We start from the raw sequence: 21415 nt of genomic DNA on the forward strand, positions 1-21415 counted from the left end.
TAAGGAGGGGCGCGATGGCCAGGGCTGTGGTGATCGGCGGAGGGGTCGGCGGGCTGGCCGCCGGGGTGGCGCTGCGGCGCAAGGGGTGGGAGGTGACCGTGCTGGAGCGCGCCCCGGCGATCGAGCCGGTCGGGTCGGGCCTGGCGGTCGCGGCCAACGCGCTCAAGGCGCTCGACGTCCTGGGTCTCGGCGACGACATCCGCGCCCTGGCCACGGCGGACGGCCCCATGGCGCTGCGCCGCTCCGACGGCCGCCCGCTGGTGCAGACCACCGAGGAGCAGGCCGACGCCCAGTACGGCGACTCGGTGGTGATCCTGCTGCGGGCCGCGCTGCTGGAGGTGCTGGCCGGCGCGCTCGGCGGCGACCGCCTGCGCCTCGGCGTCACCGTGACCGGTGTGGACGCCGAGCGGGGCGTGGTGCGGACCGACGCGGGCGAGCTCGACGCCGACCTGGTCGTGGCGGCCGACGGCATCCACTCGGCCACCCGGCGGGCGCTCTTCCCCTGCCATCCCGGGCCCGTGTACTCGGGCGTGACCGCGTGGCGCGCGCTCATCCCCCGCGGCGGGCTGAGCGTCCCGAGGTCGGAGAGCTGGGGCAGGGGCACGGTCTTCGGCATCCACCAGCTGGCCGGCGACGTCGTCTACGTGTACGCGACCGACGTGCTGCCCGCCGGGACCGTACTCCGGGACGAGCGGGAGGAGCTGCTGCGCCGGTTCGGCGACTGGCACGATCCGATCCCGGCGCTGCTGGAGGCGGCCGACCCGGCGCGGATCATCCGCGGCGACATCTACTCCTTCGCCGAGCCGCTGCCGGCCTACCACCGGGGCCGGGTGGCGCTGGTGGGCGACGCCGCCCACGCCATGGCGCCCAACCTCGGGCAGGGCGCCTGCCAGGCGATCGAGGACGCGGTCGTGCTGGCGCACCACGCGGGCGGCGACCTGACCGCCTACACCGCGGACCGCCTGGAGCGGACGATGAAGGTCGTCCAGCGGTCGATGACGTTGTGCCGGTTCTCCAAGCTGCGCAACCCGCTGGCCGTGTGGCTGCGCGACACCGGCATCGCGACGGCCGCCCGGGTCAGGCCAGATCTGATGCTGCGGTCGATGGACGAGGTGCTGCGCTGGCGTCCACCGGCGGCAGCGTGACCGTGCGCTCCAGCGGCGGCGCGACCGGCCGGGCGTCGGGGGCGCCGTGGTCGGGGGCGAGGCGGCCCAGGGTGATCGTGCCGGCCACGGTCAGGGCGGCGGCCATCAGGGCGGGCACGGCGGTGGACGGGCTGGTGGGCAGCGGCTCGCCGAGCAGGATCGCCCCGGCGAGCACGGAGGTGATGGGGTCGATGACCTGGACGCCGGCGTAGGCGATGCCGAAGTAGCCCACGGCGTACGAGCGTTGCAGCAGCACCACCGCGCAGACCAGGAGCACGGGGACGGCGAGGGTGAACCAGTGCAGCAGCCGTCCCCAGTCGCCCTGCATCCCGCCCCCGACCACCCGGACGAACGTGGACACGCTCGCGGTCATGACGCCCGCCCCCACCGCCAGCAGCATGGCCTTGGCCGAGCCGTGGACGCGGCGCGCGAGCAGCTGCGTGACCAGCGCGATCACGACGATCACGGCCACGAACCCGAGCGCCGCGCCGTCGCCCAGGTGGGGCGGGACGTTGTGCGAGGGCACCAGCAGCATGAGCCAGAGCAGGCCCACGGCCACGGCGACGGACCCGAGGATCTCCGCCCGGTAGGGCTTTCGCCCGTACATGAACGCGGCCAGCGGCACGGCGAACACCAGCGTCGCCACGCTGATCGGCTGGACGACCACCAGCGGGGCGAGGCTCAGCGCCACGGCGTGCAGGCAGGCGCCGCTGAAGCTGATGACGCCGCCCACCCACCAGCGCGGGCGCCGGACCAGCCGGAGCGACGCGCCCTCGGCCACGGCCTCGTACTGCTGCAGTGCCGCGCCGAGCGCGTATCCCAGTGCCCCGACGAGGGCGATCAGCATGCCGGCCCAGGTCATCGCGGCCCGCGCAGGTGCAGGGATCCTTCCAGGAGCATTGCCTCAGCTTATGAGGTCAATGAGCTTCCAGAATCATTCTTTAGATTGATAAATCGGGCTAAGTCGGTCACGACCTGCACGGACACGTGGCACATCTTTGGCGTCCGGCAGAGGCCGGCGCGGCTACGACGTCTCCGGGCAGACACAGAAGACGTGGCCCTGCGGATCGCGCAGCACGACCCACCGCGTGCCCTCCTCGGTGACCCCCGGCTGGAACTCCGGCCTGGTGGCCCCGAGCGCCAGATAGTCGGCCACCGCCCGCTCCACGTCGGGCACCCGGAAGTCGAGATGGAACTGCTTGGCGGGGCTCGGCCACTCGACCGGCTCGCGACCGGCGATGCGGCCGAAGTAGATGCTGGTGGTGCCGTCGGTGATGGCGGCGTACTCGTCCTCGGCGTACGTGATCTCCATGCCGGTCACTTCGTGGTAGAAGGCGGCCAGGCCCTTGGGGTCGGCGCAGTCGATGGTGAAGGCCAGCAGGCGTGCTTTCGTCGTCATGCCGCCCACACTCCCAGCCTTACCTGACATCTACTGTCACGTACGCGGAAGGGCCGCGCCCGATGCGGGCGCGGCCCTCCTCACCGGACGGGATCACCCGGGAAGGCGGCCGTAGTAGTCGCCGACCCGCGTGCGGTACTCGGGCTCCTTGAAGCGCGCCGTGTCGAACTCCGGCGCCTCCTTGATCTCGGCCTTCGTACGCGACACGAACACGTTGCGTTCCTGCGGATCGATGCTCGTGATCAGCCGGGCCGGAAGCAGGACCTTCTTGCCGAAGATCCACGGACCGGTGTCGACGATCACGTAGCTCTCGCCGACCTCGTACGTCGCCTCATCGACGGATCCGATCTTCCCGTCGGTGGCCTGGACGTGGTAGCCGACCAGGTCCAGTGCCTGCCCGCGGTCATAGACGTCAGGACGGTAATCCCAGAGCTCCATAGGGCTCTTCCTCTCTGTTCCGTCTTGCTCGGGCAAAGACTCCGCTACCCTGGTCAATCGTTGTAAACCGGGCACCCTGATCACAGTCATCTTGATGCAGTCCGCATGGCGGACCCGGAAAGAGCATGCGAAACCGGACTGAGCGTCTCTACGAAATCGACGGGCTGCGCCTGCTCGCGGCACTCGCCGTCGTCCTCTTCCACTACCTGTTCTCGGGATGGGCGGGTGGCAAGACCACCGTGGCCTTCCCCGCAGAGAGCGCCTGGGCCAAGTACGGCTACCTCGGCGTCGACCTGTTCTTCCTGATCAGTGGCTTCGTGGTGCTCATGAGCGCGTGGGGCAGAACCCCGCGGCAGTTCGTGGTCTCGCGGGTCGTGCGGCTCTACCCCGCCTACTGGCTGGGCATCGCGGTCACCTCGATCGTCACCGTGGCGCTCGGGCACGGCCTGTTCCAGGTGTCGTTACCCCAGGTGCTGGCGAACCTGACGATGTTCCAGGCGCTGCCGAACATCGAGAACGTGGACGTCGTCTACTGGACGCTCTGGGCCGAGATGCGCTTCTACGTGATCGTCTTCGCGCTCGTCCTGATCGGGATGACACGGGGCCGGATCATGGCGGCGCTGTGGGGCTGGCTCGGGCTGACGTTCCTGGTCGAGGCGGGCGTGCTGCCGCAGATCGCGGACCTGGTGGTGCAGTCGGAGTTCTCGCACTACTTCATCGCGGGCATGGCGCTGTTCATGCTCTACCGGTTCGGACTGAACGTGCAGATCGCCCTGATCGTGCCGATCTGCCTGGGCAACGCGGTCTACCGGGCCATCGGGTACGCCGAGGCGGTCGGCGAGCGTTACTCCGTGACGTACTCGCCCGTCGTGATCACCGCCGTGGTCGTGCTCATCTTCCTCGTCATGACCTTCATCGCGCTGCGGGTGACGCGCGTGCTGGCCAGGCCGTGGCTGGTGACGGCGGGCGCGCTGACGTACCCGCTGTATCTCCTGCACGCGCACATCGGGTTCATCCTGTTCGCCCGGCTGGGCGAGACGGTCCCCAAGTACGTGCTGCTGGTCGCGATGATCGCGGTCATGCTCGGCGCGGCGTACCTGGTGCACCGGTTCGTGGAGCGGCCGCTCGCGCCCCGGCTCAAGCGCCTGCTGTCCGGACGTCAGCCCGCGAACCACCGGAAGGTCGCCGCTCCGGTCGGCTGAGAAATCCCGAGGCGGCCGCCGGCGCGCGGCCGCTAGGGTGTGGGACATGCCGCGCCGGTTGATCTGCTCCCCGCCGCCCGCCCTCTAGCGGGCGGCCTTTCCTGAAATTTCCGGGTCTGACAGATCCGGGGGTGGTTGCTGCCCGCATACGGGCCCATTCCGACCACTCCTTCCGGAGAACCCCTGTCATGACCCATGTCTCCGCCCGGCGGGGCGCCGTCTACATGTCCGTGTCCGCCGCCGCCTGGGGCACCGGCGGCGCCGCCGGCTCGCTGCTGTTCGAGACCGCGGGCCTCGGCCCGATCGCCGTCTCCCTGTGGCGTTACCTCCTCGCCGCCGCGTTCCTGCTCGTCTGCGTCCCGCTCCCCCGCCGGTTCGGCGCCCGTACGCTGCTGGTCGGGCTCGGGATGGCCGTCTACCAGACGGCCTACTTCGCGGCCATCGCCCACTCCGGGGTGGCGCTGGCCACCGTGGTGACGATGGGCGCCACCCCCGTCCTCACCGCGCTCGGCAGCCGGTTCCTGCTGCGTGAGCGGCTCGGCGGGGTGGCGCTCGGCGCGCTGGCCGTCGCCCTGGCGGGGCTGCTCCTGCTCACCGGCGAGCAGGCCCTGCAGTCCCGTACGACCTCGCTCGCCGGCCTGGGGTACGCGCTGGCCTCGGCCGCCGGGTACGCCGGGGTGACGTTGTACTCGCGCCGCCGCAAGGACGACGACCCGGGCGCGGCGGCGGTCGGCGGGTTCGTCGTCGGGGCGGCCTGCCTGGCGCCGTTCGCGCTCGCCGAAGGGGCGCTGCCCGAGGTCAGCTGGGAGTCGCTGGCGCTGCTGGCGTATCTGGGCGCGGTGCCGACCGCGCTGGCGTACGCGCTGTTCTTCCGCGCGCTGACCGCCCTGCGGGCCACCACGGCGTCGGTGATCTCACTCGGGGAGGCGGTGGGCGCGGCGTTGCTCGGCGTCGCGCTGTTCGGTGAGCGGCTCACGCCGGTGGCCTGGGGCGGCTGCGTGCTGCTGCTGGCCGCCGTGGCGGTGCTCGCGACCCGCTCCGACGCGGGATGATGTGACGGCGCGGACGGCGGGCCGGGCGACGGGATGAGTTAAGGTCCCGTACGGCGGCGCCCGCCGTATCGTCGCTTCGTTCCCCTGACGCGGGGCCTCGCCGAGGCACCAGGTGGGAACGGTGGCAGCGAAAGGTGCGTTGGAGGGACTGTGGCCTCAATCAAGGGAATAGTGCGGAACCTCCTGGACCGGCCGGGAGGCGTCCCCCTGGCGCCGTACCAGAAGATCGTCAAGGCGGCGGGCGGCCAGGCCGAGCGGGTGCGCGCGCTCGACAAGCTCCCGGCGCCCGACATGACGGACCTGGCGGAGTTCTGCGCGGTCGTACGCGAGGCCGCCGACCGAACCCTCGGGCTGCGCCCCTACGACGCACAGCTGCTGGGCACGCTCGCCCTGCTCGACGGCAAGGTCGCCGAGATGGCCACCGGCGAGGGCAAGACCCTCTCCGGAGCCATGGCGGCGGCCGGCTACGCGCTGCAGGGCAAGCGGGTCCACGTGATCTCGGTCAACGACTACCTGGCCCGGCGCGACGCCGAATGGATGGCCCCCCTCTACGAGGCGCTCGGCGTGAGCGTGGGCTGGATCGACCAGAACTCCTCGCCCGCGGAGCGCCGCGAGGCGTACGCGAAGAACGTCACGTACGGGCCGGTGAGCGAGATCGGGTTCGACGTGCTGCGCGACCGGCTGCGCACCGACCCGGAGGAGATCATCGTCCCGGCGCCCGAGGTGGCGCTCGTCGACGAGGCCGACTCGGTGCTCGTCGACGAGGCCCGCGTGCCGCTGGTGATGGCCGGCTCGACCGACCCGGGCAACGCGGTGCCGGAGATGGCGGCGCTGGTCAGGCAGCTCGTCCGCGGCTACCACTACGAGATCGACGAGCAGTCCCGCAACGTCTACCTCACCCCCAAGGGCGCCGACAGCGTCGAGAACATCCTCGGCGTCGAGCTCTACGACGAGCACGAGCCCGGCACCCTGATCGAGCTCAACCTCGCCCTGCACGCCCACGCCCTGCTCGCCCGCGACGTCGACTACATCGTGCGCGACGGCAAGGTGCAGCTGATCAACCCCTCGCGCGGCCGGGTGGCGCTGCTGCAGCGCTGGCCCGACGGCCTGCAGGCGGCGGTGGAGGCCAAGGAGGCGCTGCCGCCGAGCGAGAAGGGCGAGATCCTCGACTCCATCACCATCCAGGGCCTCATCCGGCGCTACCCGCAGATCTGCGGCATGACGGGCACGGCGGTCGCGGTCAGCGAGCAGCTCGGCGAGTTCTACGGGCTCAAGGTCGCCGTGATCCCGCCCAACCGGCCGTGCGTGCGGGTCGACGAGCCCGACCGCATCTACCCGACCGTGCCCGACAAGGACGCGGCGCTGGTGGAGGAGATCCAGGCGGTCCACGAGACGGGCCGGCCGATCCTCATCGGCACGCTCGACGTGGCCGAGTCGGAGAACCTCGCGCAGCTGCTGCAGAGGCGCGGCATGGAGCCGGTCGTGCTCAACGCGAAGAACGACGCCGAAGAGGCCGCGATCATCTCCCGGGCGGGCGAGCGCGGCGCCATCACGGTCTCCACCCAGATGGCCGGTCGCGGCACCGACATCCGCCTCGGCGACGGGGTGGCCGAGCTCGGCGGCCTCTACGTGATCGGCTCCGGCCGCCACCCCAGCAGCCGCCTCGACGACCAGCTGCGCGGGCGGGCCGGCCGCCAGGGCGACCCCGGCGGCTCGGTGTTCTTCGTCAGCATGGAGGACGCGCTGATCACCCAGTTCGTCCCCGACGAGCGGCCGCCCGCCGCCGACCCCGACGGCGTCGTACGCCACCGGCGCGGCGCCTACATCGTCGGTCACGCCCAGCGCGTGGCCGAGGGCGTCAACCTGGAGATCCACCGCAACACATGGCGCTACACCCGGCTGCTGGAGCAGCAGCGCGAGCTCATCCTCGAGTGGCGCGACAAGGTGCTGCGCGGCGACGCCGCCTCCAATGCGCTGGAGACGGCCGACCCCGAGCGCTGGGCGGCCATGCCGGAGGAGACGCGCGACGAGACGGCCCGTCAGATCGTGCTGCACGCGATCGACCGCTGCTGGACCGAGCACCTGGCGTTCCTGACCGACCTGCGCGAAGGCATCCACCTGCGGGCGCTGGGCCGGATGAGCCCGGTCGACGAGTTCCAGCGGGAGGCGGTGGCGGAGTACAAATCGTTGCTGGCCGAGGTGGAGCGGCGCTCGCTGGAGGCGTTCGAGGCGCCGGAGCCCGACCTGCGGCGGCCGGCGGCGACGTGGACCTACCTCGTGCAGGACAACCCGTTCGGCACGGAGTGGGACCGCATCCTCAAGCGGGTCTCCTCCGCGACCCGGCGCGGCTGACCCGGCCGCCGGTCAGGGCCACTTGGGGTCGCCCGACGGCACCACGGGCTCGTTGAGCACGCCGAGCCGCTCCAGCAGCGTGATAAACGTGGTCGCGTACGGCGAGTCGGCCGTCACCGCGGCCACCCGCGGCCAGTCGACCTGCTCGCGCAGCGCGCGCACCTGCGCGAGCAGCGCGCCGTAGTCGCAGGCGTGCTCCGACAGCGGCAGCAGCCACGTGATCACCAGGTCGGTGGCCTGCAGCACAGGGACGATCACCGCCGACGCCTTCAGCGGCTCGGCCCGGTCGAGCAGCTCGTCGGTGATCGGCAGGTCGGACACCCGGAAGATCAGGTCCACCAGCCGCCCCTCGTCGTACGCCTTGACCAGCCAGTCCTCGGGCGGCTTGGCCGTCTGGAAGCCGAGCGCGCGCAGCGCCTCCAGCGCGGCCGGCACGTCGTGCTCGGTGACCACGAAGTCCACGTCGTGCAGCGAGGGAGCGGCGCCCCGGGCGTACGCGGCGCAGCCACCGGCCAGCGCGAACTTCACCCCGGCGTCCTTCAGCCCGGAGCTGGCGCGCTTGAGGGTGTCCAGGATCGCGTCCGTGACAGCGTGCCCATGGCTGCTCATGTGGACGGGCTACCCAAACGATGGTCAAGTAGACGTTGGAACCAGGTGCTTCCGGGTAGCGCCCCGAGTTATGACCGAAATTCTAGACAAGACGGAACAGGAGTACTCCAACGGCCATGATCGGCCGCTGCGGAGCTACACCGGAATCCTCAGCGCCTACGGCGGTACGGTCGCCGTGGCCACCGCGGCGGCGGTGCTCGCGGGCCGGCGGGCGCCCGATCACGTCGGATTGATGGACCTGCTGCTCATGGCCGCCTGCACGCACAAGGTCTCGCGGCGGATGGCGAAGGACCCCGTCACCAGCCCGCTGCGCGCCCCGTTCACCCGGTACGAGGGCCAGGGCGGCCCGTCCGAGGTGCAGGAGGAGCCGCGCGGCGCGCTGGGCGAACTGCTGGCCTGCCCGTTCTGCCTGGCGCAGTGGGTGGCCACCGGGTACGCCGCCGGCCTCGTGCTGGCCCCCCGCGTGACCCGGCTGGTGGGCGCGACGATGACGGCGGTGGCGATCTCCGACTGGCTGCAACTGGCCTACGCGAAGATGATGAAGTCGGCCGAGAGCTAGCCCGCCTATGGCTCGCCGATCGTGCTCGAAGGCCCTCATCCATTCTCGGGCCCGAACAGGGTCACCCGCCGGCCGCGTGCCCAACCTCTGTGGTCAGTACAGCTAGCGGAGGCGGGGCAGGACCTCGCGGGCGTAGAAGTCGAAGAACGCGTCCTGTTCGGGCCCGATCTGGTTGACGTAGACCTCGTCGAACCCGGCGTCCACGTACTGGCGGATGGCCTGGGCGTGGACCTCTGGGTCGGGGCCGATCGGGCTGCCGGCCACCGCCTCCTCCTCGGTGACCGACTCGGCGAGCTGGGCGAAGTGGCGCGGCAGCGGCAGGATCTGCGAGGCCTCCCCCTTGATGCCCTGCGTGGGCCACAGGCGGTGCATGGTCTTGCGGGCCGTCGCCTCGTCGGCCGCGTGACACGCCTTGAGCCCGCCGAGGGTGGGCTTGCCCGCGCCACCGGACTCGCGGAAGGAGCGTACGGAGTCGGCGTTCGGCGCCGTGGAGATGTAGCCGTCGGCGATCCGGCCGGCCAGCTCGGTCGACTTCTGCCCCAGGCCCGACATGAGGATGGGCGCGGGCTCGTCCGGCAGGGTGTAAAGGCGCGCGGTGTCCACGGCGTAGTGACGGCCCCGGTGCGTCACCAGCTTGCCCGTGAAGAGTTTGCGCATGATCTCGACGGCCTCTTCGAGCATCTCCAGCCGTTCGCTGAGCGGCGGCCAGCGGGAGTCGACGATGTGCTCGTTCAGCGCCTCGCCGGTGCCGACGCCGAGCCGGAAGCGGCCGCCGGTGAGCGCGGCCGTGGTGGCGGTGGCGTGGGCGATGACGGCGGGGTGGGTGCGGACGAGCGGGCACGTGACGGCCGTGGCGATGGGCAGCGACGTGGCCTCGGCCAGGGCGCCGATGACGGACCAGACGAACGGCGACTGCCCCTGCTCGTCGAGCCACGGGTGGAAGTGGTCGGAGATCCACAGCGCCTCGAACCCGGCGCGTTCGGCGGCTTTGGCCTGCCGTACCAGCTCTTTCGGGCCGTGTTCCTCGCACGACAGGAAATAACCGAATGTCGTCATAAAAGCCCACTGCCCGTTAGTACCGAGGAAAACATGTTAAGCGCCGGTTGCCTAGGGCAGGAGGTGACGCATGGCTACTTTGCTCTGGATCATCGCCGTCATTCTCGTCATCGCCGGGATCTACGTCATCCTGGCCAGGCGCGACATCCTCTGGGGGATCGTGCTGATCGTCCTCGGGTTCCTGGTGGGGCCCGGTGGTGTCAGCATCTTCAATGTCTAGAGGCGTCGCGGCAGTCGTTCATCGTCCGACACGACAGGCACTACCGCTGGGCCGATCTCCGAGAACGGCCCAGCGGCATTGCTCCTTTTGCTGAAATATCAGCATTTATTCTCCTTATTGCCCCCATCAAGGGCATGAGTGGCGTGTGACCGAATACGCGCCGCTCAGCCGCTACGAAACGGGCGCCGCCTCGGCGAGAATCCGCGAACAGCTCGCACGTTTGCGGCAGCACATGCGCGGCGAGGCCATCGTCGCGGAGGCCACCGCCAGGCTGGCGATCCGGCGGAACATCCGTCCCGCCGAGGCGGCACAGGAGCTGGCGAGGACGGCGCAGCACAGCGGACTCGCCCTGGTCGACGTGGCCAGGGTCGTGGAGCCGCCGCAGGAGGAGGCCGAGACGCCGCCCGAGCCGCCCGGCTGGTTGCGCGGCGTGCTCGACACCGCCCACGTGTCCATGGCGTACCTCACCCCCGTCCGCGATGCCACCGCCCGCATCGTGGACTTCCGGGTCCTCGCCGCCAACGAGAACGCCACCACCGTCGCCGGCATGAAGGGGTCGGACGTGGCCGGGCGGCGCCTGCTCGCGATCAGTCCGGGAGCCGCCGCGGGCCTGCTGGACGCCTGCATCCGCGTCTACGAGACCGGCGAGCCCTTCTCCCGGGAGCCGCTGGAGTACGTCGAGGTGATGGACTCCGTGCTCTGGCCGGCCACGATGAGCCTGCGCGTGGCCAAGATCGACGACGGCGTCCTGACGACCTGGCGGCTGCTGGACGAGGAGGAACTGCTCGTCTCGGGCTGGGAACGCGCCCAGCGCCTGGCCGAGTTCGGCTGGGCCGAGTGGAACCTGGCCTCGGACCACACGTGGTGGACGCCCCAGATGTACGAGATGTTCGGGCGCGACCGTTCCGAGGGCCCGATGGCGCTGGAGGACCTGCCCGCCGCGGTGATCCCGGACGACGTGCCCCTCGTCGAGGAGCAGCTGCGCTCGTTGCTGGAGTTCCGCGAGGCGGTCGAGACCGAGTACCGCGTCCTGCACCGGCACGGGGTGCGGCATCTCAGCATGTTCAGCGAGCCGATCCTCGACACGAACGGCGTGCCGATCAAGGTGCGCTGCCTGGCCCAGGACGTGACGCGCAACCGGCGCAAGGAGCGCGCCCTGGCCGTGGCGCACCAGCAGGCGCACCGGCAGCGCGAGCGGGCCGAGGAGGAGCACCGGGTCACCGTCCAGCTGCAGAACACGATCCTGCCGGTACGGCACGGCATCGTGCACCTGCCTGGACTGACCGCCGCGGTGCGCTACCTGCCCGGCGAGGACCTCTGGCGGCTGGGCGGCGACTGGTTCAAGCTGCGCCAGATCCCCGACGGCAGGGTGCTCGTCGCCATCGGCGACGCCATGGGGCACGGGCTGACCGCGGCGAGCGTCATGCTCCAGACGCGCGCGGGCCTGGCCGGGCTGGCGTACACGGGCGCGCCGCCCAGCCGCCTGGCCACCTGGCTGAACGACCTCGTCGTGAACTCCGCCGAGAGCGTCACGGTGACCAGCACGGCCGTCATCGGCCACTTCGACCCGGAGAGCCGCACCCTGTGCTGGACGAACGCCGGCCACCCCGCACCGATCCTCCTCAGGGACGGCCGGGCCGAGCTGGTGGAGGGCAGGTCGGGGATCATGCTGGGCGCGTTCGACGCCACCGAGTACGGCATGTCCACCCTGCAGCTGCGGCCCTGCGACACCCTGCTGCTCTACACCGACGGCATCGTCGAGCGGCGCGGCGCGGACTACGGGGCCGGCCTGGACGCCCTGCTCGAGGCCATTCGCTCGTGCGACCACGGCGAGCACGAGGACCCCGAGGAGCTGATCGACTGCCTGCTACGACTGCTGGACGTCGAGACGGCCGAGGACGACATCTGCCTCGTCGCCCTGCGTGTGCTCTAGTGCTGGTGCCAGTCGGCGGGTGGGGCCTCCGCGCAGGTCAGGCAGTAGACCGCGTAAGCCCGGCCGAGCACCGGCAGGGCCACGTTGCGGACCCGGATGCCGCCCGGCGTCATGCCCTTCTCGCTGCCCTTGTGCGCGTGGCCGTGCAGGATGAGGTCTGCGCCCGCCGTGTCGACCGCCTCGGCCAGCAGGTAGCTGCCGAGGAAGGGGTAGATCTCGTGCGGCTCGCCCTCCAGCGTCTCCTTGATCGGGGAGTAGTGGGAGAGCACCACGCGCTCGTCGGCCACGATCTCCTTGAGCGCCACCTTCCAGGACTCGGCGATGCTGCGCGTGTGGGAGACGAAGTTCTTGATCTCACGCTCGCCGAACTCGCTGGCGCACTTGCCCGCGAAGCCGCCGCCGAAGCCCTTGCCGCCGACGACGCCGAGCTTGCGCTCCCCGCACTGGATCACCACGCCGTCGTCGTCGAGCACGATGACGCCCGCCTCACGCAGCTCGTCGGCGATCTCGCGCTCCATGTCGGAGTGGTAGTCGTGGTTGCCGAGCACCGCGACGACGGGGATGGGCAGGCCGCGCAGCTCGTCGGCCACGAGTTTGCCCTCCTCGAGAGTGCCGTGCCGGGTCAGGTCGCCCGCGACCATGAACACGTCCGCGCGCTCCTCGATGCCGGCGAGCTTCTTGCGGTACTGGCCTCTGACGTCCTCTCCCAGGTGGATGTCGCCCACGGCCGCTATGCGCAGGTCAGTCAAGGTGCTCATCCTCCCCCGGCTCGGTGGCCTCGACGACGTTGATCTCGTTGTGCACGTGGAGCTCGGGCGCGGCCTCGTGCGCGACCTGCCCGAGCCTTTCGCGCTGCTCGGGTCCGCTGACCTGGCCGCGCAGGAACAGCTGGTCGCCTCTGATGTCGACGCGAATTCCCAGCTCGTGCGTGCGTCCGTCCTCGGCCAGCGCCTGCTGGACACGGGCCGCGACGTACTGCGGGGCTTCCATCGCTCGCCTCCTTCCTCATGTCGCCGTTGCCCGGGGACCAACAGCTCAAACGACTTCAAATACCGCGTATCAGTTCTATGACCGCCCGTTCGACGGGGCCCGCCGTGGCGAGCTGCCCGACGTCCACGTCCGCCCCGAGCTCGGTCAGCGCCGCCGCGATCGTGCGGTCCCGTTCGTACGCCTCCACCACGCGCGGGTCCACGTACGACGCCCTGGCCACGGTCGGCGTGTTGCCCAGGTACTCGGAGACCTCGCGCATCACGCGGGTGATCGCCCGTTTCTTGCTGCCCGGCCCCTTCCTGCCCGCCGGGCGCGACACCGCGAGGCCGACCGCCGCGAGCACCGTGGCGTGCCAGGTGCGGAAGTCCTTCGCGGTGACCTCGTAGCCGATGATCTCGCGCAGGTACTCGTTGATGTCCTCGCTGCGCACGTCGTTCCAGCCGCCGGCGTGCCGGTAGCGCAGCAGCTCGCCCTCCACGCCCAGCGCCTTCAGCGAGCGCAGCACCTTGCACGCGCCCGGGTCGGCCACCTCGACCTCGCGCGGGACATCGCCCTTGGCCTGGTAGGAGCAGACGACGATGCCGTTCACGCAGGTGACGTGCTCCATCCTGAGCGTGGCCAGACCGTAGGTGTCGTAGCTCTCGCCGCCGATGCGGAAGAAGCCGATGTCGAGCAGGCGCGCGGCGGCGGCCAGCACCCGCTGCCGGGTCAGCCCGCGCCCCGTGAGCTGGTCGTCCACGGTCTTCCTGAACGCGGGCAGCCGCTCGGCGACCTCCAGCACCCGGTCGAACTTCATCCTGTCCTGCTGCTCGCGCCAGGCGTCGTGGTAGCGGTACTGCCGCCGCCCGGCGGAGTCGGTGCCGACGGCCTGCAGATGACCGTCGGGCGAGGCGCAGATCCAGACGTCCTCCCAGGCCGGGGGGATGGCCAGGGACCTGATGCGCTCCAGCGTCTCGCGGTCGCGCACCGGCCGCCCGTCGGGGCCGACGTAGGCGAACCCGCGCCCCCGCCGACGCCGGACGAAGCCCGGCTCACTCTGTTCACTGAGGTGCAGGTCGACGTCGTTTCGGACAGCTTGCTCGGGCACCCTGCGCGGCTACCCACGACGTTAGGCCGCAAACGGCACGGGCAGGTGAGGCGTCATGCATGACAACGGAAAGTGGCACGAGGAGCGGGATTCCCGCGGGCACGCCATGGTGCCCGCCACCCCGCGCGACGTGATGCACATCAGGGTGGGCTCGTTCCTGCTGGTGTTCCTGTTCGCGTTCGCGGTGCTCGGGCTGATCACCGGGGCGTCGGTGATGACCGGCATCGCGATCGTGCTGGGGGTCCTGATCGTGATCGACATCACCCTGGCCGTACGGCGGCAGAAGAGACGGAGCGACGGAGAGGCGGGCTGACCCGGCATGGCACCACTTCGAGGGCGGGTGGCGGTGGTGACGGGCGCGAGCGGCGGTGTCGGGCGTGCCGTCGCCAGGGAGCTGGGCGCGCGCGGGGCCAGGGTGGCCCTGATCGCCCGGGGCACGGCCGGGCTCGGGGCCGCGGCGGTGGACGTCGGGGCCGAGGGCGGCACGGGCCTCAGCTTCGAGGCCGACATGGCCGACTACGAGCAGGTACGCAACGCGGCCGAGCGCGTCGAGGCGGAGATGGGACCGATCTCCGTATGGATCAACACCGCTTTTTCATCGGTTTTCGCGAAATTCTCTGACATTTCCCCAGAGGAGTATGAACGTACGACCGCCGTGACCTACCTGGGCTACGTCTGGGGCACCAAGGTGGCCCTCGACCTGATGCGCCCGCGCAACGCCGGCACGATCGTCCAGACCGGCTCGGCCCTGTCGTACCGCGGCATCCCCCTGCAGTCGGCGTACTGCGGCGCCAAGCACGCCATCAAGGGCTTCACCGAGTCGGTCCGCACGGAGCTGCTGGCCGACGGCAGCGGCATCGACATCACGCTCGTCCAGCTGCCCGCGGTGAACACGCCCCAGTTCGAGTGGGTGCTGTCCAAGCTGCGCCGCCATCCCCAGCCCGTTCCCCCCATCTACCAGCCGGAGGTCGCGGCCCGCGCGATCGTGCACGCGGCCGAGCACCCCGAGCGCAAGGAGTACTGGGTCGGCGCCAGCACCGCCGCCACCCTCATGGCCCAGCGCGTGGCCCCCGCACTGGTCGACCGGTACCTGGCCAGGACCGGCATGAAGTCGCAGCAGACCGACGAGAAGGAGCCGACCGGCGTGGCCAACCTGTGGCAGCCGGCCGACGAGTCGGCCGACTACGGCGCCCACGGCGCTTTCGACGACCGCTCGCACGGGCGCAGCGTGCAGTTCTGGTTGTCCAAGAACCGCCGCCCGGTGCTCGTGACGCTGGCCGGGGGCGCGGCCGCGGCCGCCCTGGCCGCGCTGCGCTCCAGGCGTCCCTAGAGCTTTCCGGACCTCCTCGGGCATCGGGACAGCCGCGTTAAGCCCGCCGGGCGCGGGTAGGCGTGGCTGGAACCCGTATCGAGGAGGTCCCTGATGCCCGACCGCGATCTGCAGTATCTGGCCGATCTGGCGGCGCAACTACGCGTCGACTCCGTGCGGGCCGCGGACGAGGCGGGCTCCGGCCACCCGACCTCGTCCATGTCGGCGGCCGACCTGATGGCCGTGCTGTTCGCGCGGCACCTGCGCTACGACTTCGCCGAGCCGGGCGACCCGGCCAACGACCACCTGATCTTCTCCAAGGGGCACGCCTCTCCCCTGCTGTACGCCCTCTACAAGGCGGCGGGGGCGATCTCCGACGAGGAGCTGCTGTCGTTCCGGCGCCGGGGCAGCCGGCTGGAAGGACACCCCACGCCCCGGCTGCCCTGGGTGGACGTCGCCACCGGCTCCCTCGGCCAGGGGCTGCCCGTGGGCGTGGGCGTCGCCATGGCCGGCCGGCTGGAACGCATGCCGTACCGGGTCTGGGTGCTGTGCGGTGACAGCGAGCTGGCGGAGGGCTCCGTCTGGGAGGCCGCCGAGCACGCGGGCACCGAGGGGCTGGACAACCTGACGGCGATCGTGGACGTCAACCGGCTCGGCCAGCGCGGCCCCACCCGCCACGGCTGGGACACCGGCGCCTACGCGCGCAGGTTCGCCGCGTTCGGCTGGCACACGATCGAGGTCGACGGGCACGACCCCGCGCAGATCGACTACGCCCTGGAGGACGCCTGCGGCACCCGCCGCCGGCCCACCGTCATCCTGGCCAAGACCCGCAAGGGCGAGGGCGCGCAGGAGGTCGCCAACCGCGAGGGCGCCCACGGCAAGCCGCTCAAGGACGCCGCCCGCGCGATCGAGGAGCTCGGCGGCGTCCGCGACGTCCGGGTCCAGGTGCGGGCGCCGGAGGCCAACGGCTCGCCGTTCCGGTTCGAGGACGGGAAGCTGGAGCTGCCCGCGTACGACGTGGGCGACACGGTCGCCACCCGGACGGCGTACGGGCAGGCGCTGGAGGCGCTCGGCGCGGCCCGCGGCGACGTGGTGGCGCTGGACGGCGAGGTGGCCGACTCCACCAAGGCCGAGGCGTTCGCCAAGGCGTTCCCGGAGCGGTTCTTCGAGATGTTCATCGCCGAGCAGCAGCTCGTGGCGGCCGCCGTCGGGCTGCAGGTGCGCGGCTGGAAGCCGTACGCGGCAACGTTCGCGGCGTTCCTCACCCGGGCGTACGACTTCATCAGGATGGCCGCGGTGAGCCGGGCGTCCGTCAAGCTGGTCGGCTCGCACGCGGGCGTCGCGATCGGCGAGGACGGGCCGTCCCAGATGGGGCTGGAGGACCTGGCCATGCTGCGGGCCGTACACGGCAGCACCGTCCTCTACCCGTGCGACGCCAACCAGACGGCCACCCTGACGGCCGAGATGGCGGACCTGGAGGGCGTCTCCTACCTGCGGACCACCCGCGGCGACACGCCGGTCATCTACCCGCCGGGTGAGCGGTTCCCGGTGGGCGGCTCACGGGTGCTGCGTCACTCCCCCGGTGACCGGGCCACGATCGTGGCCGCCGGGGTCACCGTGCACGAGGCACTGGCGGCGGCCGACGAGCTGCGCGCGTCCGGGGTGCCGGTCGGGGTCATCGACCTGTACTCGGTCAAGCCCGTGGACACGGCGGCGCTGGCCGAGGCGGCCACCACCACCGGCAACCTGATCACGGTGGAGGACCACCGGATCGAGGGCGGGCTGGGCGACGCCGTCATGGACGCGGTGAGCGAGCTCGGTCCGCGGGTGGTGAAGCTGGCGGTGACCGACCTGCCCGGCTCGGCGACCCCGCAGGAACAGCTCGCCGACGCCCGCATCGACCGCAACGCCATTTCCGAGGCCGTCAAGCGGCTGCTGTGACGAGCACGAAGACGAGCACGAACCGGCCGGCGGCGCCTCTCCCGAACAACAAGGAGCCGGCGAGCGGGGCGGGCGGTGGTTCACCGCCGCCCCCTCGCCGGCTCCTATCGGCCGGGGGCCCGGTCAGCGGGACTTGGCCGTGGCCTTGCGGTTCGCCTTCTTGATGGCGTCGACCAGTTCCTGCTTCTTCATCTTCGAGCGGCCCTTGACGCCCAGCTTGGCGGCCACGTTCTGCAGGTGTTCCTTGCTGGCGTTGGCGTCGACGCCCTCGGCGGTCCGGCCCGACCGGTCCGTAGCACCCTTGTCCGAGGGACCCTTCTTGGACTTCGGCTCCCAGTGGTCTCCCACCTTCTCGAAGGAGTGCTTGAGCGCCGCGAAGGCCGTCATGTGGGCGCGCCGCCCCTCTCCGTACTCCTTGACGGCGGAGTCGTGCGCCTTGATCCACGTGTTCTGCGCCTTCTTCGGCGAGCGCTTGATGGTCGACGGCAGTTCTTCGACTGCTGGCATTCCGTTTCACCTCCTACAGCGGCGGTTCGTCGTAGTGCCTCCGCTCCTCGTACACGGTGGTGCGGCGCGCCTCGGGCTCCTCGTAGATCTCGTGGCGGTGCACCGGTTCGTCGATGGGGCCGACCGCCCTGCGCGTCACGCTGATCCGGTAGATGCCGAACCCGAGTCCGACCAGCCCACCGAGCATGAGGATCACGCCGACTACGTTGATGTCGAGGCCGGCGAGGTCGAACTCGACGGCCCAGGTGAGGATCGCCCCGAGCATGATGAGGATGATGCTTCCGGCGATGGTCATCAGATTTACCTCCTTGACACGAAGGAACCCCTATCCACATGTCGAAAAACAAACCAGTCGTGGTGATCGGACTGATGGGCTCCGGCAAGACGACCGCGGGCCGGCTGATCGGCGAGGCGCTCGGCCTGCCGTTAAGCGACAGCGACCCGTATCTGGTGGCCAGGCACGGAGGCACGGCCGCGCAGATCGCCGCCCGCGAGGGCGCCGAGGCGTTGCACCGGTACGAGGCCGAGCACGTGCTGCACGAGCTCGAGGGCGAGCCGAAGGTGATCGCCGCGGCGGCCAGCACGGTGGAGGATCCCCAGGTGCGCACGGCGCTGAAGCAGGCGTTCGTGGTCTGGCTGGACGCGGCCGACGAGGTGCTGGCCGAGCGGATGCGCTCCAGCGACCACCGGCCCGCCTTCGGCCCGGCGGAGATGCGGGCGCGGCGCGAGCCGTACTTCCGTGAGGTGGCGGACGCCGTCTACGACGTCGGAGAGCTCCGTCCGGAGCAGGTTCGCGACGCGGTGCTGCGGGACCTCGGTTCGCCCGCCGCCGATCAGGCGTGATAGACCACGGGAGATGTTCGCCGACAAGCCCACGCTCTCCGGAGAGCGCGTCACCCTGGTCCCGGTCGGTCCCGAGCACGTCGAGGGCCTGGTCGAGCTGATCTCCGACCCCGAGGTGCGCAGGCTGACCGGCTCGCACGCCGGGGTCGACGCCGGCCTGGCCCGCCACTGGTACGCCACCCGCGCCGGCCACGCCGACCGCCTCGACCTCGCGATCACGGCCGGCGGCGCGTACGTCGGCGAGATCGTGCTCAACGAGGTCGACACCGCCAACCTGTCATGCAATATGCGCATCGCCCTGATCGGCCCGCGGGTGTTCGGCAAGGGCTACGGCAGCGAGGCCATCGAGCTGGTGCTCTCCCACGCCTTCCGCACCACGCCGCTGCACCGGATCAGGCTCGGCGTCTACGCCTTCAACGACCGCGCCCGGCACGTCTACGAGAAGGCCGGCTTCGTCGCGGAAGGCGTCGAACGCGACGCCCTGCTGTGGGACGGCGCCTGGCACGACTGCGTGCTCATGGCCGTCCTGCGACCGGAGTGGCAGGCAAGATCCGGAAGGCTGGCATAATGATCATGACGCCGGGGTCCCCCGAGGCGCGCGGGGGACCTGTGGCGTCGTTTTTGCCAACCATTGGGTGGTGTCGTGCATCTAAGCTGCAGTGACGATGCGCTTGGTGCCTGGTGACCCGGAAAGGCTTGGCGGCTTCTGGCTGGCCGCCAGGCTGGGCGCGGGCGGGCGCGGCGTGGTCTACGACGCCTACGACGACGAGGGCCGCAGGTTCGCCGTCACCGTCCCGCGGGGTGAGGCGAGCGCGCAGGAGTTCTCCGGGGTGGCCTGCCGCCATTTGGCGGAGGTGGTCGCGGTCGGCGCCGACGGCGGCGTCCCGTACGTCGTCAGCGAGTTCGTCGACGGCCCCGATCTGCGGCGGGCCGTCGAGCTGCACGGCCCGTACACCGGTGACGAGCTGGTCGCGCTGGCCGGCGCGCTCGCGTCCGCGCTGGACGCGCTGCACGCGGCCGGGCTGGCGCATCGCGGGCTGAACCCGGGCAACGTGCTGCTGGCCCCCGGCGGGCCCAAGGTGATCGAGCTGGGGCTGTCCGCCGGGGAGACGGTCGGCGGGGCGTACACGTACCTGGCGCCCGAGGTGGTGACCGGGCAGGAGGCCGAGGCGGCGGCCGACGTGTTCGCGTGGGGCGCGGTGGTGTTGTTCGCGGCCACCGGGCGCGACCCGTTCGGCGGCGACAGCCTCGGCGGCGTGATGAGACGGCTGCTCACCGCCGACCCCGACCTGAGCTGCCTGCCCGCGCCGCTGGGCGAGCTGGTCGGGCGGGCGCTGGCGAAGGACCCGGCCGAGCGGCCCGCGGCGGCCGAGCTGCTCGTCGAGGGCGCCGTCGAGCTGAGCCCGCCCGAAGGTCACGTACGCCCGCCGTCGCTGGGCGAGACGGCCGAGCGGGTCTACCTGTCGCTCACGCCCGCCCAGCAGCAGGAGGTGCCGGGGCTGCTGCTGCGCCTGCTCGACGGCGACAGCCCCCACGACGAGGGCGACGTGCTGGCCCCGCTCATGGAGGCCGGCCTCGTCGTCCGCCGCAGCGTGCGCGTGCCGCCCGCCGAGACCGCCGTCGGCAAGCTGGTGGCCGTCAGCGACGACCGGGTGGCCCCCGCCAGCGCCGCGCTCTACCGGGCCTGGCCGCGGCTGCGCGGCTGGGTCGCCGAGGAGCGCGACGGTCTGCCGGTGCACCGCCGCATCCGCGAGGCGGCCCGCCACTGGTCGGAGCACCGCCGCGGGCGCGGCCACCTGCTGCGCGGCGCCGAGCTCGACACGGCGCTCGGCTGGGCCGCGACCAAGCGCCGCCACCTGCGGCTCAACCAGCTCGAACGCGACTTCATCGCCGACAGCGTGGCGCTGTCCAAGCAGCGCAGGAAGCTGCTGGCGCCGTCGATGGCGACGATGGGGGCGCTGCTGGCGGCGGCGGTGACGATGTCCGTGGTGTCGGTGCACGGGCAGGACGACCTGCGCGTACGCGTCATCGAGGCCGACGCCCGGGCCGTGGCGGCCAGGGCGGAGTCGTTGCGCACGTCCGATCCCAGGACCGCGATGCGGCTGAGCGTGGCCGCGTGGCGGATGTCGCCGGTGCCGGAGGCGCGGGCGGCGCTGCAGGCCTCGCTCGTGCAGCCGGAGCTGGCCGTCTTCACCGCCCCCGGGGCCGAGCAGGGGGCGCGCCACGTGCTCCGCGGCGACGAGCTGGTCAGGTGGGACACCGGCGGGGTCACCGTGTGGGACGTCGTCGGCGGGCGGCGGCTGGCGTCGTACCCGCTGCCGGCGGGCAGCGCGGCGCTGAGCGGCGACGGGCGGTTCGCCGAGGGCGCGGACGGACGGCCGTTCGAGGTGGCCACCGGGCGGGCGCCCGCCGAGACGGCGGTCTTCGCGATCGGGCGGGGCAACCGGACCAGGGTGTACCGGGGCACGCGCGTGTTGTTCGACGTGGCCGACCGGAAGGTGGCGATCTCGCCCGGCGGGTCCAGGGTGGCGTTGTCGAGGCTGGACGGCGGGGTCGAGCTGTGGGAGGTCGCGCCGCGGCGGGCCCGGCTCGGGGCCGTGAAGGTCGAGCCGCTCACGGGCGCCGACGCCGCCGCGCCGGCCGTGGCGTTCAGCCCGTCGGGCACCACGCTCGCCGTGGCCGGCCGCGACGGGGTGACGCTCGTCGAGACGGGCGCCGTACGCGGCGTGACGCCCCCGACGAAGCGCCCCCACCCGGTCACCGCCACCCGCAG

Annotated in this window: 23 protein-coding genes; 13 read left to right on the plus strand and 10 right to left on the minus strand. The window is 71.6% G+C overall.

What is annotated here, in order from left to right; genetic code table 11:
- Positions 1–14 precede the first annotated feature (14 nt).
- A complete protein-coding gene (locus C1J01_RS08595) occupies positions 15–1145 on the plus strand; it encodes an FAD-dependent monooxygenase (RefSeq protein WP_111177850.1) in 1131 nt (376 codons plus the stop codon).
- Here the strand turns inward: C1J01_RS08595 and C1J01_RS08600 are convergent.
- The 3 genes from C1J01_RS08600 to C1J01_RS08610 form a co-directional block, all read right to left on the minus strand.
- The gene (locus C1J01_RS08600; protein WP_235854335.1) at positions 1078–1992 is read right to left on the minus strand and encodes a DMT family transporter; all 915 of its coding nucleotides are present in this window, start codon (positions 1990–1992) and stop codon (positions 1078–1080) included. The two genes, C1J01_RS08595 and C1J01_RS08600, sit on opposite strands and share 68 nt — an antisense overlap.
- A gap of 177 nt (positions 1993–2169) precedes the next feature.
- Complete coding sequence (locus C1J01_RS08605; RefSeq protein ID WP_111177896.1) at positions 2170–2544, minus strand: VOC family protein; 375 nt, start codon at positions 2542–2544, stop codon at positions 2170–2172.
- A gap of 93 nt (positions 2545–2637) precedes the next feature.
- A complete protein-coding gene (locus C1J01_RS08610) occupies positions 2638–2982 on the minus strand; it encodes a PRC-barrel domain-containing protein (protein ID WP_111177852.1) in 345 nt (114 codons plus the stop codon).
- Positions 2983–3107: 125 nt separating this feature from the next.
- Here C1J01_RS08610 and C1J01_RS08615 point away from each other — a divergent pair, with 125 nt between their 5' ends.
- From C1J01_RS08615 to secA2, 3 genes are all read left to right on the plus strand, one after another.
- Complete coding sequence (locus C1J01_RS08615) at positions 3108–4184, plus strand: acyltransferase family protein (protein ID WP_111177854.1); 1077 nt, start codon at positions 3108–3110, stop codon at positions 4182–4184.
- A gap of 188 nt (positions 4185–4372) precedes the next feature.
- Entirely contained in the window at positions 4373–5236 is an 864-nt protein-coding gene (locus tag C1J01_RS08620; RefSeq protein ID WP_111177856.1) for a DMT family transporter, read from the plus strand.
- A 171-nt stretch (positions 5237–5407) separates the two neighbouring features.
- On the plus strand, positions 5408–7588 hold the full coding sequence (secA2, locus tag C1J01_RS08625; protein ID WP_235854336.1) for an accessory Sec system translocase SecA2: 2181 nt from the start codon (positions 5408–5410) through the stop codon (positions 7586–7588).
- 12 nt (positions 7589–7600) lie between these two features.
- On the opposite strand, the gene C1J01_RS08630 is transcribed toward secA2, so the two are convergent.
- The gene (locus C1J01_RS08630) at positions 7601–8197 is read right to left on the minus strand and encodes a nucleotidyltransferase (RefSeq protein ID WP_111177860.1); all 597 of its coding nucleotides are present in this window, start codon (positions 8195–8197) and stop codon (positions 7601–7603) included.
- Positions 8198–8267: 70 nt separating this feature from the next.
- Here C1J01_RS08630 and C1J01_RS08635 point away from each other — a divergent pair, with 70 nt between their 5' ends.
- Positions 8268–8756, plus strand: coding sequence for a DUF1360 domain-containing protein (locus C1J01_RS08635; RefSeq protein WP_111177862.1), 489 nt, complete (start codon positions 8268–8270; stop codon positions 8754–8756).
- A gap of 102 nt (positions 8757–8858) precedes the next feature.
- Here the strand turns inward: C1J01_RS08635 and C1J01_RS08640 are convergent, their stop codons facing one another.
- Positions 8859–9812, minus strand: a complete 954-nt coding sequence (locus C1J01_RS08640; protein ID WP_111177864.1) for a TIGR03557 family F420-dependent LLM class oxidoreductase — start codon at positions 9810–9812, stop codon at positions 8859–8861.
- A gap of 70 nt (positions 9813–9882) precedes the next feature.
- Between C1J01_RS08640 and C1J01_RS49655 the strand changes: the two genes are divergently transcribed.
- Both C1J01_RS49655 and C1J01_RS08645 read left to right on the plus strand, forming a co-directional pair.
- Positions 9883–10032 carry a GPGG-motif small membrane protein gene (locus tag C1J01_RS49655; protein WP_164903902.1) on the plus strand — a complete coding sequence of 50 codons (150 nt, stop codon included), beginning with the start codon at positions 9883–9885 and terminating at the stop codon, positions 10030–10032.
- A 145-nt stretch (positions 10033–10177) separates the two neighbouring features.
- On the plus strand, positions 10178–11965 hold the full coding sequence (locus tag C1J01_RS08645; protein ID WP_111177866.1) for a SpoIIE family protein phosphatase: 1788 nt from the start codon (positions 10178–10180) through the stop codon (positions 11963–11965).
- Here the strand turns inward: C1J01_RS08645 and C1J01_RS08650 are convergent.
- The 3 genes from C1J01_RS08650 to C1J01_RS08660 are packed head-to-tail and all read right to left on the minus strand — an operon-like array spanning position 11962 to position 14042.
- Positions 11962–12723 carry a metallophosphoesterase family protein gene (locus C1J01_RS08650; RefSeq protein ID WP_181448636.1) on the minus strand — a complete coding sequence of 254 codons (762 nt, stop codon included), beginning with the start codon at positions 12721–12723 and terminating at the stop codon, positions 11962–11964. The two genes, C1J01_RS08645 and C1J01_RS08650, sit on opposite strands and share 4 nt — an antisense overlap.
- Positions 12707–12955, minus strand: coding sequence for a BON domain-containing protein (locus C1J01_RS08655; RefSeq protein WP_111177870.1), 249 nt, complete (start codon positions 12953–12955; stop codon positions 12707–12709). Before C1J01_RS08655 ends, C1J01_RS08650 begins: the two co-directional genes overlap by 17 nt.
- Positions 12956–13010: 55 nt before the next feature.
- Positions 13011–14042 (minus strand): DNA topoisomerase IB, encoded by a 1032-nt coding sequence (locus C1J01_RS08660; protein WP_235854337.1) that lies wholly within the window; start codon positions 14040–14042, stop codon positions 13011–13013.
- Between the two features lie 55 nt (positions 14043–14097).
- Between C1J01_RS08660 and C1J01_RS08665 the strand changes: the two genes are divergently transcribed.
- From C1J01_RS08665 to C1J01_RS08675, 3 genes are all read left to right on the plus strand, one after another.
- Positions 14098–14355, plus strand: a complete 258-nt coding sequence (locus C1J01_RS08665; protein ID WP_146615503.1) for a hypothetical protein — start codon at positions 14098–14100, stop codon at positions 14353–14355.
- Positions 14356–14361: 6 nt separating this feature from the next.
- On the plus strand, positions 14362–15372 hold the full coding sequence (locus tag C1J01_RS08670) for an SDR family oxidoreductase (protein ID WP_111177874.1): 1011 nt from the start codon (positions 14362–14364) through the stop codon (positions 15370–15372).
- Positions 15373–15465: 93 nt separating this feature from the next.
- Positions 15466–17292, plus strand: a complete 1827-nt coding sequence (locus C1J01_RS08675) for a transketolase (RefSeq protein WP_111177876.1) — start codon at positions 15466–15468, stop codon at positions 17290–17292.
- Between the two features lie 123 nt (positions 17293–17415).
- Here C1J01_RS08675 and C1J01_RS08680 read toward each other — a convergent pair whose 3' ends face one another.
- Complete coding sequence (locus tag C1J01_RS08680; protein ID WP_111177878.1) at positions 17416–17799, minus strand: ChaB family protein; 384 nt, start codon at positions 17797–17799, stop codon at positions 17416–17418.
- Between the two features lie 13 nt (positions 17800–17812).
- Complete coding sequence (locus C1J01_RS08685; RefSeq protein WP_111177880.1) at positions 17813–18094, minus strand: hypothetical protein; 282 nt, start codon at positions 18092–18094, stop codon at positions 17813–17815.
- A gap of 59 nt (positions 18095–18153) precedes the next feature.
- On the opposite strand from C1J01_RS08685, the gene C1J01_RS08690 reads away from it, so the two are divergent.
- From C1J01_RS08690 to C1J01_RS08700, 3 genes are all read left to right on the plus strand, one after another.
- The gene (locus C1J01_RS08690; protein WP_111177882.1) at positions 18154–18642 is read left to right on the plus strand and encodes a shikimate kinase; all 489 of its coding nucleotides are present in this window, start codon (positions 18154–18156) and stop codon (positions 18640–18642) included.
- A gap of 13 nt (positions 18643–18655) precedes the next feature.
- A complete protein-coding gene (locus C1J01_RS08695) occupies positions 18656–19210 on the plus strand; it encodes a GNAT family N-acetyltransferase (RefSeq protein ID WP_111177884.1) in 555 nt (184 codons plus the stop codon).
- Positions 19211–19316: 106 nt separating this feature from the next.
- On the plus strand, positions 19317–21415 hold a 2099-nt coding region (locus C1J01_RS08700; protein WP_181448637.1), incomplete at its 3' end, for a protein kinase domain-containing protein.

It is taken from the genome of Nonomuraea aridisoli (assembly GCF_003236395.1).
Lineage (GTDB): Bacteria > Actinomycetota > Actinomycetes > Streptosporangiales > Streptosporangiaceae > Nonomuraea > Nonomuraea aridisoli.